This window comes from Variovorax sp. EL159 (genome assembly GCF_900100965.1).
In the GTDB taxonomy this organism is placed as follows: domain Bacteria; phylum Pseudomonadota; class Gammaproteobacteria; order Burkholderiales; family Burkholderiaceae_C; genus Variovorax.
The window spans coordinates 406,924-421,015 of record NZ_FMUJ01000003.1; the positions used below are offsets into that span (position 1 = coordinate 406,924).

The following is a 14,092-nucleotide window of genomic DNA, read 5'->3' on the forward strand; positions in this document are numbered from 1 at the left end:
TCCTCAAAACGGTTCCTTGAACGGGCGCAGGTCGAGTTCCTGCGTCCACGCGCTGCGGTGCTGCACGTGCAGCTGCCAGTAGCTTTCGGCGATGGCTTCGAGCTGCAGCAGCCCGTCGTCGCCGGCTTGTGCCACGCGTTGTGGCGCGTTGTTGCGCAGGCGCTCGCCGTCGATACCGCCATCGATCACCACGTGCGCCACATGAATGCCCTGCGGGCCGAACTCGCGCGCCAGGCTCTGGCTCAGCGAGCGCAGGCTGGCCTTGGCTGCGGCGAAGGCCGCGAATGGCGGCTTGCCGCGCAGTGCGGCCGTGGCACCGGTGAAGAGCAGGCTGCCCCGCCCTTTCGCGCCATCGGCCTCGAAGGTGTTGGCCAGCAGGCCGCGCAATGCTTCGCGGCCGAAGATGAAACCGCCCAGAGCGCTGGTGCGCCAGGCCTGCGTGAACTGGTCGACCGAGATGTCGAGCGTCGGCGCCCGCACCGCGCTCGCGGCATTGAAGATCGCCACCGTGAGCGAGCCCAGCGCGTGTACCCGCTGCGCGATGCCGTGGATCTCGGCCTCGCTCGCCACGTCGCCCGCGAAGGCATGGGCACGGCCGCCGGCCGCTTCGATCTCGGCGGCGACCGCCTGCAGTTGCGCCTGGGTGCGGCCGGTCAACGCGACGACAAAACCTTCGGCCGCGAAGCGCCGCGCCAGTGCGGCGCCGAGCCCTGCACTGGCCCCGACACCCGCGATCCATGCGACAGGCGAAGGCGAAGAAGAAACCGGGGGAGTGACGGAGGCGACAGTCATAAGTGAGCACGGAGGCTATACCTGCGCTTGGGGGCGTGGAACGACAGAAAGGCGATAACCTTATTTGCCCATAGGTCGGTGTGCAACCCCGCTTGACGCCCACCTTGCTTCGCGCCATGCACGATGCGCTTCGCAATCCCTTCGCAATCGCGCCAACGCCCGCTACCCTATCGCCTTCCCGGACCGCTCGAACAACAAAGCACAGCAGTTGCCTTCCAGGAGAAGTGAACCCATGGCCCCCGCTCAAACGATTCGCGCCGACCTGTTGCGCGTGTTCTTCCTGACGCTCGTGTCGCTCTTCGCCATTCCGGCCGCGACGCTGCTGTTTACCGAATACGCGTTGCGCTCGCAGGACACGACCTTCCTGCAGTCGGTCGAAAGACGCATCGCCGCCGACACCCGCCTGTCCGCCAGCGACAAGGCCGAGACCACGGCCTTCTACCGGAGCCATCCGCTTTCAAAAGCCTGCGATGCCACCGCCGCCGAGGACAAGGACTTCCACGACAAGGTCTGCAGCCCCTACTCGATGCAGTGGCAGTTCCATTGGGCCGACCGTGCCGCTATCTGGACGATCGTGCTCGGCGCGGCGCTGCTTGCGGCGGCGCTGGTGTTGGGCGCGCTGGCTTTTGCCAACCGCGGCCTGCGCTATGCGAGCTTTGTTGCCGGCTGGCGGCTGATGACGGTGTCGAGCGCGGTCGAGGTCGTGCTGCAGGGCGCGATGGTGGTGTGGCTGTCGTTCTGGCTCACCGCCTATTTCTGGCACAGCTACTACATCAAGCTGATCGCCATCGCGGGCATCGCGGCCGCGGCGGCCGTGTTCTATGCGGTCTACACGCTGTTCAAGACGCTGCCCTCGGGTAACGAGATCGAGGGTGAGCTGATCGCCGAGGCCGATGCGCCGCGCCTGTGGGAACGCATCCGCCAACTGGCCGGCCGCGTGCAGACCGCGCCGCCCGACCAGATCGTGGCCGGCATCGACACCAACTTCTTCGTGACCGAGGCGCCCTGCGAAGTGCGCGGGCGGACGCTGAACGGCCGCACGCTGTTCGTCAGCATTCCGCTGCTGCGCGTGCTCGACCAGACCGAGGCCGATGCGGTGCTGGCGCACGAGCTGGCCCACCTGGGTGGCGGCGACACGCGCAGCAGCGCGGCGCTCGGCCCCAAGCTGCTGCAGTTCGACCAGTACACCTGGAAGATGCGCGGCGCCGGCCTGACCATCGTGGCGCATTACCTCTTGCGCCTGTACCGCATGATCTTTGCGTTTGCCCTGGCCCGCGACAGCCGCGAGCGCGAGTACAAGGCCGACCGCGTGGCTGCGGGCCTCACGGCACCGAGCGCCATCGTGCAATCGCTCATCAAGATTTCGGCCTACGCCAGCTACCGCAACGATGTCGAGCAGAAACTGTTCGAGCAGAACCGCCAGCACGACGGCGCGCTGGGCATCGCCGGCTTCGTGGCGGCCGGGCTGCCGCCGTATGCGGGCTCCGACGCCTTCATCGAAGCCATGAAGACCGCCGACGTGCCGCACCCCTACGACACCCATCCGCCGTTGCTCGAGCGCATGCGCAACGTCGGCCACCATGTGCCCGAGAGCGCCTATGGCGCCATCGTCGCGACCGCGCCGCAGGCCTCGTGGGCCGACTTCATCGAAACCGCCGCCGCCATCGAGCAGCGCATGTGGAGCGAGTACGAGCAGCGCTTCGTCGAGAACCACGAACTCAGCCTCGCCTACCGCTATGAACCCGCCACCGAAGAAGAGCGTGCCGTGGTGCTGCGCCACTTTCCACCGATCGGCTTCGCGCTGAAGAACGGCAACCGCATCGACATCAGCTATAGCGGCCTCCACCCGAGCGCCGACGGTGCATCGCCGATTCCGTGGGACGAGGTCAAGGGCCTGACCTACAAGGACAGCAGCTTCGGCGACACACTGATCGTCACCCACCCCGACAAGCGCAAGCTCGGCGGGGCACGCACCACCAAGGTCAAGCTGGGCGGCCTGGGCAAGCAGAAAGAACACTTCAAGGCCGCGGTCGGCCACTACTGGCAACGGCACCAGATCATGAGAGCACAGCAACAACACCAGCAGCAGCAGGAGCAGGAACAACCAGCACTTCAGTAGCACCGCGCGGCGGCAACGGCCGCCCTCCCCCGCATCCGATACAGCTCCACAAGAACCAATCCACACAACACCGGAGACACCATGAATCCCATCGAACAGAGAACCATCTCGAAGATCAGCTGGCGGCTGTTGCCGCTCCTGATGGTCAGCTACTTCATCGCCTACCTCGACCGCGTGAATCTCGGCTTTGCCGGGGCCTCCATGTCGAAGGACCTGGGCTTCAGCGCCGCCGTGTTCGGCAGCGCGGCGGGCATCTTCTTTCTGGCCTACTTTCTGTTCGAGGTGCCGAGCAACATGGCGCTGGAACGCTTCGGCGCGCGCCGCTGGATCGCCCGCATCATGTTCAGCTGGGGCGTCTTGTCGGCCGCGCAGGCGTGGGTGGGCGGCTCGACCAGCTTCAATGTCGTGCGCTTTCTGCTCGGCATTGCCGAGGCCGGCTTCTTTCCGGGCGTGATCTTCTACATCACGCTGTGGTTTCCGGCGGCGTACCGCGCGCGCATCGTGGGCTGGTTCATGTTCGCGATTCCGATTTCGACCGTCATCGGCTCGCCGATCTCGGGCTACATCCTGAACATGGACGGCATCGGCGGCATGCACGGCTGGCAGTGGCTGTTCATCCTGGAGGCGCTGCCCTCGCTGATCCTGACCTTCGTCGTGCTGATGTACCTGCCCGACGGCCCGAAGGATGCCAAGTGGCTCAGCGATGAAGAGCGCAACTGGCTGCAGCAGACGCTGGACGCCGAGCGCCGCAACCGCGAGTCGATCCACAAGATTTCGTGGAAGCAGTCGCTGATGAACCCGCGCGTGATCGGGCTGGGCTTCGTCTACATGGGCATCACCGTGCCGCTGTATGGCCTGAGCTTCTTCCTGCCGCAGATCATCAAGGGCTTCGGCGGGCTGAGCAATGTGGAGATCGGCTTCATCAACGCCTTTCCGTACCTCGTCGGCGCCATCGCTATGCTGTTCTGGACGCGTGCCTCCGACGCGCGCAAGGAACGCAAGTGGTTCCTGCTGATTCCGCTGGCCTGCATCTTCATCGGCCTCGTGCTGGCCGCGCAGATCAGCGCGCCGGTTCCCAAGATGGCCGCCGTGACGCTCGCCGCCTTCGGCATCTTCAGCGCGCTGCCCACTTTCTGGACCCTGCCGACCGCCCTGCTGAGCGGCACGGCCGCAGCGGCGGGCATTGCGTGGATCAACTCCATCGGCAATCTCGGCGGCTACATCGGCCCGACCATCTTCGGCGCGCTGAAGGACCGCATGGGCAACGACCTGTACGCGGTGATCTTCCTGGCGCTGCTGTCGGTGGTGGCCTTTGCGCTGGTGCTCATCATCGGGCACGACGCACGCACCGAGCAGGCCGTGGAGCCGGGCCGGGCCTGAGCCCGGAACAGTCCCGATCGCTCCAGCTCTTTACCAAATGACGGCCTTCCGGATGTCATCCGAAAGCATTCCCGGCTCGTTGGGTGGATGCGCCTGAAAGACGCATCCATCCTTGATGTCATTGCTTAGAAAGACCACCATGAAAACCAAGCAAATCATTTTTTCCGGCATCCTCGCGTTTGCCGGCCTGGCCTTGCTGGCCCCTGGCATCGCCTCGGCAGCACCCCATCACCCGCAAAAGCACAAGGTGTGCAAGTGGGACGCTCGCCATCACCACCGCGTGTGCCACTGGGTGCGTTGATCCCCTCATGAAAAAGCCCGCGCATGCGGGCTTTTTTACGCCTGCTCGAAGCAGCGGGTCAGCATCCGGTCAGTACAGCGTCGCGCGCTGCCTTGCCGGCAATTCGCGGTCGTAGGTTGCGCCATCGAATGCCGATTCGGTCAACGCCGAAAGAATCGCGCCGGGCGTGGGCACCTCGCGCTTTGCATCCGCCGGCAGCGGCGCCCACAGCCTCGACCGCTGGATCGCGCGGGCGCACTGGAAGAACACCGTCTCGACCCGGACTTCGATCACGCATTGGGGCGGCTTGCCCTCCATCGCGAAGCGCGCCAGCAAGGCCGGCTCGACGGTGATGCGTGCGGTGCCGTTCACGCGCAGCGTTTCGCCCACTCCTGGAATCAGAAACAGCAGTGCCACGCGCGGATCGGCCACGATGTTGCGCAGGCTGTCGATGCGGTTGTTGCCACGGCGCTCGGGCATCAGCAGGGTCTTCTCGTCCTGCACGGCCACGAAGCCCGGTGGATCGCCGCGCGGCGAGGCGTCGAGCCCGCCCGGGCCAAGGGTCGCGAGCACCGCAAAGGGCGACGCGGCAATCAGCGCCTGGTAGGCCGGGTGCAGGTACGGCACCTCTTTCTTGAGCGAGGCCTCACCGGGCACGCCGAACAGGGCTTCGAGCTGGGCCACGGTGTCGATGGTGTGGGACGAGGTCATCGGCGATTGTTCCTGGGTAAGTGAATGCGAGGATGTGTGAATGCGCGTAGGCGGAAAGGAGGATTGTTCTTCAACCCGCCGTCCGCGCCGTCTCGGCCATGGGCGACGAATTCCAGCCGCAGGCCAGCGCCATCAGCGCGAGCAGCAGCGCGGCAATGCTGTAGATCCACGGCGGCGAAGCGATCGGCAGCAGCAGCCCCGCCAGCAAGGGCCCGGTGCCGGCGCCGATGTCGCGCCACACCGAGCGCGCGGCCAGCGCCTGCACGCGCTCCGGCCCCGGTGTGCGCCTTGCCACGATGGGCGGCAGCAAAGGCAGCTGCAACGCGCGCAGCACCACGATCAGGGCCGCGCAACTCCAGAGCCAGCCGAGGCCGAAGCCCACGAGCGCAATGGCCGTCACGAGCGACAGGCTCACCAGCAGCCGCTCGGCGCCGAAGCGCTCGGCCATGTGGCCGCCGACCGGGCTCAACAAAATTTCCGCCAGGTAGCGCAGCGCCATCAGCACGCCCGCCACGATCACCGCGCCGCCCGGCATCAGGTCCTTGCCCAGGTACGACAGGCCGACGATGAAAAGACCGTCGAGCGCCAGCCCTTCCATGAACGACCAGCCATCGAGACTGTTGGGCCACCTGAAGCGCCGCGTGCGCTTGCCGGCCGCATGCGGCGCCGACGGCAACCGCCGCGTGACGAACCACGCCAGCAGCGAGAACACCGCGAGGATGCCGAAGATCACGCGCGGCCCGTACGCATGCGCCAGCAACGCGCCCAACGGCAGCGCCAGCACCGGCCCCATCGCGATGAACGCCCGCGAGCGCCCGTTGCGCCGCGCCGCGCCGACCGGGTCGGCCGTGGCCAGTGCCTGCGTCGACAGATTGAGCGCCGCGAAGCACAGACCCCACGTCAGCCGCAGCGGCAACAACGCCCAGAAGCCTGACAGCGTGGCGTAGCCGATACCGCAGACCGCGGCCGCGAGCACGGCGATCGTGCAGGTCAGCCGGTCGCCATTGCGGGCGTAGAAGCGCGCGACCCAGCCGTAGCCGGCGATGCGCACCAGCCGGTTGGCCGCCAGCAGCATGCCGGCTTCGACCAGCGTCACGCCGAACTGGCTGGCATACATCGGCAGCAGCAGATAAAGCACGACATCGGCCGGCAGCGACAGGCCGAGCGCCATCGCCGCATGGCGCGAATTCAGGTCGGTGGAGGTGGGGTTCGGGGCAAGTGAAGAGAGGGACATCGAGCCCCGATGGTGCGCCGCCGCAACGCCCGCCGACAAACGACATTAACGCCCCGCATGCGTGAGAAAATCGCACGCATGCCGCTTCGAGAGCCTCCCCTCAATGCCGTGCGCGCCTTTGCCGCTGCGGCCCGCCACCTGAGCTTCACGCGCGCGGCGCTGGAGCTTCATGTCACGCACAGCGCGGTGAGCCGGCAGATCAAGAGCCTCGAAGCCTTCCTGGGCGTGGCGCTGTTCGAGCGCCGCATCCGGCAGGTTGTGCTGACCGCCGAGGGCCAGCAGTTCTTTGCCGACGTGGGCCCCGCGCTCGCGCAGATCGCATCGGCCGCGCGGGCATTGCAGGCGCAGGGCCCGGCACGCGCGGTGCGCATCAACGTGCGGCCGTCCTTCGCGGTGCGCTGGCTCATTCCGCGCCTGCCTTCGTTCGTCGAGCGCTACCCCGACATCGAGCCGCAGGTCATCACCAGCACCGTCATGCCCGAGCAGGCGCTCGACAGCTTCGACATCGCGGTGCGCCGTGGCCTCGATGGCTGGCCACCGTCCATCAAGGTCCGGCCCTTTCTTGAAGACGAAGTGCTGGTGGTCGGCGCGCCGTCGCTTTTCAAGGCGCATCCGCTGTCCGATTTGCGCGCGCTCGCATCGCATGTGCTGCTGTCCGCGAAGACGCGCAAGGAAGACTGGGACGCCTGGAAGAAGCAGGTCGGTGCACCGCGCACGCGGCCCGCGGGGCGGCTGCAATTCGATCACTTGCACTTCGTGCTGCAGGCTGCGGTCGATGGCCTGGGCATTGCGCTGGCACCGACTTCGCTGGTGGCACACGACCTCGCGTCGGGCCGCCTGCAATCGCCACTGCCTACCTCGCGCATGACGCTCGACCGCTATTACTACGGTCTTGCGCCCGATGCGGCGCCCGAGGCGCAGTACGTCGCTGAATGGTTCGAGGACATGTTCTCGGAGCACGCGTGATGCGCCTGACTCGCGCGGGCGCCATCGGCCAAGGCCGGACCTCGAGGAGCATTGCAGAATGCCGATCAGGGCTGACCAACACCCGAGGAGGCAACGATGTCGAGTGCGTTCCGCAGAACCATCGCGGTCACGATGTGCGCAATCATGGCGAGCGCAGCCACAGCGCAAACCACTGACCCAGCCGCGGTATCCACGCGAGCGCGACTCGCGTCCTCGTTTGAAGAACCTGGCGGCAGGCTCTACGTACGATTGAAGCTGTTGCCCAGGTCCAAGGTTCCCTTCACCACACAGACCTTCAGGCTGCTCGACCGGTCATTGACGGCAGATATTCCGGAAGGCTCCTGGGTAAGGTTCACCTCGAAGCATCTGGATGGTGAGAACACGCTGACATCGATTCGCGTCGTGCCCGAGTGCGAGCGATTTCAGCCGTGCGACTGAAGTCGGCTATGACTGATCGGTCGGCCGAGCCTCAGAATTCGCGAGATGCCGGCTTGATGAATGCCACCGCGACCAAACACCCCTGCCATTTGCCGTTCGGACTTCCCTGATGTTTACCCTTCACGCTTTCATCGCTTCAGCCGCGGACGTCCAGCCGCTGGAGGCCTTAGAGCCAAAGCTCACCAGAATCTTTCAGGGTCAACATAGCGCGCAACCCGACGTTTCGTCGAACACCTTGCCGTTCAAGAACACGGCCCGCTTGCTCTATCGCTGGCCAACATGGAGTTTTTCAGTGACCTGCGAGAGCGGCGCGGAAGTTGCGGCCGATGCAAAGTTCGTTTCGCAAGAGACCGGTGTTGTCTTCCCTGATCGCCTCCCTGTCGACCGCATACGCATCGTTTTTGCGCAAGATGAAGGGGGCGACTTCACGAATCACATTATCTGGATTACTGACTGGCTCAAAGAAGAAATCCCAAGTGCAGTGCTCTACGATGAAGCGAGCAAGTGTCTATGCTGACACGCACTCCGGCGACAAGGTCCACCAGAACCAGCCATTCGGGTCGCCTCCAGAAATGCAGGTTATGGAAAGAATTCTTGAGCCTTACGCCGTCGTGCGTGGTCGGAGATTGGTTGGACAAGCTGATGACTACGACGGCTGGCGACTGAATCAACGGACTCCCGCCGTTGGAGACATCGGAACCTTGCTCGATGTCCTAACCGCGCCCGGCGTTGCTGACTGGTACATCGTTGAGAGCAGCGACGCTAACGGAACGACGGTCTGGTTGGGAGACTTCCTTGCCGATGAGCTGGAGGCTGTTCAAACCGCGTGACACCAGTGATGGGCAAAATGCGACCAACAGCAGACTTTCAACCAGCGGCCCGTTGAGCAGTGGACATATGACAAACGAAGCAACCTCCAATGGAGAGAAAATTAAGGCCATTCCCCCAGTCGCAGCAGTGCTGATTGGTGCAGCGGTCGGCAACGCCTTGAGCTACGTCGTTCTCTTCATCTTTGGGCTAGTTTTTTTGTGGGTGCTTGTTGCCCATGGTGTGCCCGGGAACGAATCCTATGCACGCGCGTATGAGTCCACTTCGTATCTTCTATTCGCCCACGTTGTCGGATTTCTATGCCTCTTGCCTGGCGGCTTGTGGGCGGCAAAGCTAAGCGAAAGCTCACACATTCGAAACGCCGTCGTTGCTGGGGCTCTAGTTGCGGCATTTGTGCTGCTCAGTAATCTTGTGCCGTATTCCCTGCCCATCCCGCTTTGGTCCAGAGTGGCGTCTGTCCTCCTGCCTGTGCCAGCGTTCATCTTTGGTGCAATTCTGCAACGACGCTCTGAAGCGCGGCTCCGCTGACCCGGACAACAACCGGCCACAACCAGACCTTCCTGATGCCTTTAATTGAGAACAACGCTCTCATTGCCTCGCAGCAATGGAAGCTCTGGCTCTGTGCATTCGCAGCCGTATTGGTGGGTGCTTGTCAGTTCGCACCGGCGTGCGTGGCCGACTGGCTCGGCGCCGACGCGACGACCATCAGGCTATTGGCGCTTGCGGGAGCCTGCCTGCTCTTGGTTCTGGCGTGTATCTCGATTCGGTGTCCAGCTTGCGGTCTCGCTCTGGTTTGGGAGGGTATGCGACGACAACCTGTATCCCAGTGGCTCGCTTGGCTGCTGCGCGTTAAGGCCTGCCCGCGTTGCGGCCTCTCGCACGGACCGTTCGACCATGGGACATGACAGCAGATAACGCTGGTCGGCCAGAAGCGGACGGTCGCATGTGAACGCCGCTAGCAAGAAAATTCAAAGCGATGCCAAATCTAGAACTCGAATGGAATGGCTCCAAATTCGCCGTGACTTCGACGCTCCTTCCACGAAAGCTGTGGCAAGCCGCGTCCATCGATGTGTTTCTTGACGGGAAGTGCTTGCTCAGGACCGGTGGCGTGTTCAAGCTAACCGGCTCGCATTCGGCCGAATTCGAGCATGAGGGTATCCATCACCAAGTCACCTTATCCTGGGGACATGCCAGCCTCCGTTCCTTTCCAATCAAGGTCGAGGTGGATGGCGCCCCCCCTACGAAGGGCATGTTGTCAGTGGCAACTGGCCCCTCTCGCTCTGGCCATGGTTGGCACTAGGCGGTGTGATTTCTCACATGGCATGGAGACTGTGAGGAGCGTGGCACGTTGCGGCCAGTACTGGAAGTGCAGTATGGCGGTCCAGCTTCTTGCCTGATTCGCCTCGGACGCATCAAAGCTGATGACAGAGCAACCACGAGCCACCAAAAGGCCTTGACCCTCTCGTAACGGCACGGTCTAGGATGCCTTCAACTTGAGAGGGAAGGCATGTTTCTGAGGATTGGTGAACTGGCCCGGCGCACCGGGCTGACAGTGCGCGCATTGCGGCACTATGACGACATCGCCCTGCTGGTGCCGTCCGAAAGGTCCAGTGGCGGCTACCGTCTGTATGGGCGGAAAGACGTGGCGCGGCTTTACCGCATTCAGGCATTGCGACGACTCGACCTCTCGCTCGCTGACATACAAGGCCTGCTCGACAACGCGGCCGGCGGCATTGCGAAAGTCGTGGCGCAGCAGGTGGCGCAACTCGACCGCGAAATCCTGCAAGCCTCGGCGCTGCGCACCCATCTGCTCGCGGTGCAGGGCCAGTTGCAGGCCAGCGAAGAACCCGGCATCGACGACTGGCTCCTCGCACTCGAAAGCATGGTCGCGGGTTCGAAGTACTTCAACGACGACGAACAGCGCACGCTCAAGACGCAGCGCGACGGCTTCACTGACGCCATGGCGCCCGAGCGCGCCGAGTTGTCGGTGTGGCTGCACCGCCTGGTCGCCGCGGGCGTATCGCCCGAGAGCCCGCAAGCGCAAGCCCTGGCGCAACGCTGGATTGAACTGTTGCTCGAAGAAGCCGGCGGCGACGAAGGTCTGCTGATGAAGCTCTACGCCATGCACTGGAACGAACCGTCGCTCCACGCGCTGACCGGTGTGGACCGCGCAGGCATCCGCTACATCTCGCACGCGATGGCCTTCGCGCGCCTCCAGCTCTACGCGCCCTACTGCAGCGCCCGCGACATGGCCAAGTTGCGTCAGCACTACGTTGCGCAGACCGATGCTTGGCCGCCGCTCATCGCCGAGGTGCGGCAACAGATGTTGGCGGGCACGCCCATCGATGACGAAGCCATGCGTGCGCTGGCGCAGCGTTGGCATGAGCTATCGCTCGCCAAGGCCGGCGGCGATGCCGCGCTGCACGCGAAGCTGCAGCACGCGTTTCATCACGATTCGGCGCTGCGGGTTGGCTCAGGCATCGACGAGACATTGGCCGCCTACGTCGGGCAAGCCATCGCGCACCTGAACGGCACATCGACCTCCTGAATGAATTCCAAAGGCTTTACGTGAACGCAGAAACACAGACCAACCCTCACTTCTTCACCGGCAACTACGCACCGCTCGCCGAGGAGCACGACATTGCGCAGCTCCACATCGAAGGCACGATGCCGCCCGGGTTGTCGGGCAGCCTGTACCGTGTCGGCCCAAACCCGCAGTACGCACCGCGCGACAACAACTACCACTGGTTCTCCGGCGACGGCATGGTGCATGCTTTCCACATCGACAAGGGCTGCGTGTCGTACAGCAACCGTTGGGCGCGCACGCCGAAATGGCAGCTCGAACATGAAGCCGGACGCGCGCTCTTCGGCACCTTCGGCAACCCCGCCACCAGCGACCCGCTGGCGCAGGGCCGAAACGGTGGCACGGCCAACACCAGCATGCTGTGGCATGGCGACCGGTTGTTCGCCCTCGAAGAGTCGCATCAACCCTTTGAGCTCGACGCCTGCACGCTGGCTTCCAAAGGGCATCAGAGCTTTGGCGACCGCATCACCTCGCGCTGCACCGCGCACCCGAAGGTGGACTCCGAGAGCGGCGAACTGCATTTCTTCGCTTACTCGCCCGACGGCCCTTGTTCGCCGACCATGCTCTACGGCGTGATGGACAAGCACTGCGAAGTCACGCGGCTCGAGTCATTCAAGGCGCCGCACGCCAGCATGGCGCACGACTTCATGGTGACGCGCGGGCATGTGCTCTTTCCCATCACGCCGCTGACGCTCAGTGTGGAACGCGCGATGCGCGGCAAGCCACTGCTGGCCTGGGACGCGGCCCTGCGGACCCACGTTGGCGTGATGCAGCGCGGCGGCGCAGCAGACACACTGCGCTGGTTCGACGCCGACCCCTGCCATGTGTTCCATGTGATGAATGCCTGGGACGACGGCACCACTGTCGTGGCCTATGTGATGCAGTCGGAAACAGCGCCCGGGCTGCCCGATGCCGAAGGACTTGCCGGTGACCCCGACGCCATGGCTGCGCGCCTGTGCCGCTGGACTTTCGACTTGAGCAGCACAGGCACAGGATTCCGGCGCGAGTACCTCGACGACCTGGTGGCGGAGTTTCCACGCATCGACGAGCGCTACACGGGCCGGCGCAACCGCTACGGCTTCTACACCTGCCATGCGACGGCGCGCGCAAGGGATGACTCGGAAAGCGTGCTCTACGACAGCCTCGCCCGTTTCGATTTCGACACCGGCGAACGCAGCATGCACACGTTGCCGTATGGAGATGTCGTGTCCGAACCGGTGTTCGTGCCACGCGCCGCCGACGCAGCCGAGGGTGACGGATGGCTACTTGCCGTGGCCTGGCGTGAACAGGAAAGGCGCAGCGACCTGCTGGTGTTCGATGCAATGGACCTGGCAGCGGGACCGGTTGCAGTCGCGCGCCTGCCGCACCGCGTACCGTTCGGCTTCCATGGAACCTGGCGACCTGCGCGCACTTGACCCTTTCAGGCCATCAGCCAGCGACCGCTTTCACGAGGATCGAGAAGCAGAAATCGGCTCGAGGTTCTTTCGCGCGACCGGATACAGTCGGCCAGAATCAGAACGTCACCAACACGAACCGCACTCTCTCAACGTAAGAAGGAGCCCTTCATGGCCGAGACAACCAAGGTAAAAGGACCCGCCTCATACTTTCCTTCCATCGAGAAGACCTACTCCCAGCCGATCGCGCATTGGATGGCGATTCTTGAGAAGGCGAGGCCGCTGAAGCACATGGAGCTTGTGAATCAGCTCAAGACCCAACACAAGATTGGTCATGGGCACGCGAACGCTTTGGTTGCTTCGTTTCTTGCGAAGAAGTAGCGCTCGTCAAGCATGGCAAGAGCGTATGCCTGCAGTCGGCCATCCGCAGACATTCGGCCTCAGCGTTTTTCTCTGACATAGATGCATTCGAAAAATGTTCCAAGGTCGATACATCCGCTGGAATCCCCTCGTTGAACTTGAAGGCGTCCAAGTCTATGTGGAAGCCATCCATGATGACCTCGAAGGGTTCCGAATTTGGCTGCGCCCCCCATCCCCCGGGGAAATCATCATCGTTCGATTTGACTCACCACTTTTCTACGCCAACTCTGACGAAGGCAAACGTCTTTCAAAGGTCGAAAGCGCTGAGCAGATGAAGTTCCCTCACGCGTTTTGGACTGTTGAGAATTCAGCGCTGATCGCGGAGTTTCACAGGCAATCGGTCGGTGTCTATGACGACCTCAATATCAAGCATTTTGCGTTCTTGAGCGGGAGTTACTGCGTTGACGTTCTATCCGTAGTAGAACCAACATTTTCCGGTTATGAGCCCCTGTGACTAACATGACATGAATCACAGCCCCATTGCCGCAATCGGCCGTAGGCAGACCTTCGGCCCCGCCTTAGAACCAAACCGCAATCCGACCCTTCCAAACGCATTTAAACCACATGAAACCTTTGGTCGTTCCTCCAGCGGCACAGCGCGACGAGAAATCGATTCAGATGCTCAGCGCATGGATAGCCGAGAACGGACTACATTGCTCCCTCAAAATTGGCATGTGGCAGGAGAACGGTCGTAGTGAGGCGCCCGCGTGGGGCATATTGCTGGCAGACACAATCCGCCACATCGCCAATGCGCTTCAACAGAGCTATGGGCAACCGGCGCCAGACACCATCGCCTCTGTACTTGAATCACTGCAAGACGAACTAGACGCGCCAACATCTGCCACAAGAGGTGACTTCAGTCCCGGGCACTCTTAGCAGTTCAGCGATTCATCGTTATGCGCCGGACGCCCGAATTCGGCCATGACCCGACGTTCATCAACAGTGC

At 63.4% G+C, this 14,092-nt stretch carries 15 protein-coding genes; 12 read left to right on the forward strand and 3 right to left on the reverse strand.

The features are described 5' to 3' along the window. Positions 1-3: 3 nt before the first annotated feature. Complete coding sequence (locus BLQ28_RS13935) at positions 4-792, reverse strand: SDR family NAD(P)-dependent oxidoreductase (RefSeq protein WP_093240146.1); 789 nt, start codon at positions 790-792, stop codon at positions 4-6. Between the two features lie 232 nt (positions 793-1,024). On the opposite strand from BLQ28_RS13935, the gene BLQ28_RS13940 reads away from it, so the two are divergent. The 3 genes from BLQ28_RS13940 to BLQ28_RS32980 all read left to right on the forward strand — a co-directional run bounded on the left by BLQ28_RS13940 (position 1,025) and on the right by BLQ28_RS32980 (position 4,592). Further along, positions 1,025-2,911 carry a M48 family metallopeptidase gene (locus tag BLQ28_RS13940; RefSeq protein WP_093240149.1) on the forward strand — a complete coding sequence of 629 codons (1,887 nt, stop codon included), beginning with the start codon at positions 1,025-1,027 and terminating at the stop codon, positions 2,909-2,911. An 81-nt stretch (positions 2,912-2,992) separates the two neighbouring features. Next, positions 2,993-4,291 carry an MFS transporter gene (locus tag BLQ28_RS13945; RefSeq protein ID WP_093240151.1) on the forward strand — a complete coding sequence of 433 codons (1,299 nt, stop codon included), beginning with the start codon at positions 2,993-2,995 and terminating at the stop codon, positions 4,289-4,291. Positions 4,292-4,430: 139 nt separating this feature from the next. Beyond that, positions 4,431-4,592, forward strand: a complete 162-nt coding sequence (locus tag BLQ28_RS32980) for an HHHH-motif protein (RefSeq protein ID WP_176801118.1) — start codon at positions 4,431-4,433, stop codon at positions 4,590-4,592. A 69-nt stretch (positions 4,593-4,661) separates the two neighbouring features. On the opposite strand, the gene BLQ28_RS13950 is transcribed toward BLQ28_RS32980, so the two are convergent. Both BLQ28_RS13950 and BLQ28_RS13955 read right to left on the reverse strand, forming a co-directional pair. Beyond that, positions 4,662-5,282 (reverse strand): pyridoxamine 5'-phosphate oxidase family protein, encoded by a 621-nt coding sequence (locus BLQ28_RS13950; RefSeq protein WP_093240154.1) that lies wholly within the window; start codon positions 5,280-5,282, stop codon positions 4,662-4,664. A gap of 70 nt (positions 5,283-5,352) precedes the next feature. Next, complete coding sequence (locus BLQ28_RS13955; protein ID WP_093241666.1) at positions 5,353-6,516, reverse strand: MFS transporter; 1,164 nt, start codon at positions 6,514-6,516, stop codon at positions 5,353-5,355. Positions 6,517-6,594: 78 nt separating this feature from the next. On the opposite strand from BLQ28_RS13955, the gene gcvA reads away from it, so the two are divergent. The 9 genes from gcvA to BLQ28_RS33510 all read left to right on the forward strand — a co-directional run bounded on the left by gcvA (position 6,595) and on the right by BLQ28_RS33510 (position 14,022). Further along, positions 6,595-7,482 carry a transcriptional regulator GcvA gene (gene gcvA, locus BLQ28_RS13960; RefSeq protein ID WP_093240157.1) on the forward strand — a complete coding sequence of 296 codons (888 nt, stop codon included), beginning with the start codon at positions 6,595-6,597 and terminating at the stop codon, positions 7,480-7,482. A gap of 547 nt (positions 7,483-8,029) precedes the next feature. After that, complete coding sequence (locus BLQ28_RS13970) at positions 8,030-8,437, forward strand: hypothetical protein (protein ID WP_093240162.1); 408 nt, start codon at positions 8,030-8,032, stop codon at positions 8,435-8,437. Between the two features lie 64 nt (positions 8,438-8,501). Continuing rightward, complete coding sequence (locus tag BLQ28_RS13975) at positions 8,502-8,750, forward strand: hypothetical protein (RefSeq protein WP_093240165.1); 249 nt, start codon at positions 8,502-8,504, stop codon at positions 8,748-8,750. Between the two features lie 67 nt (positions 8,751-8,817). Next, the gene (locus tag BLQ28_RS32635) at positions 8,818-9,276 is read left to right on the forward strand and encodes a hypothetical protein (RefSeq protein WP_143012490.1); all 459 of its coding nucleotides are present in this window, start codon (positions 8,818-8,820) and stop codon (positions 9,274-9,276) included. Positions 9,277-10,255: 979 nt separating this feature from the next. Next, positions 10,256-11,296, forward strand: coding sequence for a MerR family transcriptional regulator (locus tag BLQ28_RS13980; RefSeq protein WP_093240167.1), 1,041 nt, complete (start codon positions 10,256-10,258; stop codon positions 11,294-11,296). A gap of 20 nt (positions 11,297-11,316) precedes the next feature. Further along, the gene (locus tag BLQ28_RS13985) at positions 11,317-12,747 is read left to right on the forward strand and encodes a carotenoid oxygenase family protein (protein WP_093240170.1); all 1,431 of its coding nucleotides are present in this window, start codon (positions 11,317-11,319) and stop codon (positions 12,745-12,747) included. 150 nt (positions 12,748-12,897) lie between these two features. Continuing rightward, on the forward strand, positions 12,898-13,107 hold the full coding sequence (locus tag BLQ28_RS13990) for a DUF4287 domain-containing protein (RefSeq protein ID WP_093240173.1): 210 nt from the start codon (positions 12,898-12,900) through the stop codon (positions 13,105-13,107). 94 nt (positions 13,108-13,201) lie between these two features. Next, a complete protein-coding gene (locus tag BLQ28_RS13995; RefSeq protein ID WP_093240175.1) occupies positions 13,202-13,600 on the forward strand; it encodes a hypothetical protein in 399 nt (132 codons plus the stop codon). Positions 13,601-13,710: 110 nt separating this feature from the next. Then, positions 13,711-14,022 carry a DUF5076 domain-containing protein gene (locus BLQ28_RS33510; RefSeq protein WP_093240178.1) on the forward strand — a complete coding sequence of 104 codons (312 nt, stop codon included), beginning with the start codon at positions 13,711-13,713 and terminating at the stop codon, positions 14,020-14,022. The last annotated feature ends 70 nt before the right edge of the window (positions 14,023-14,092 follow it).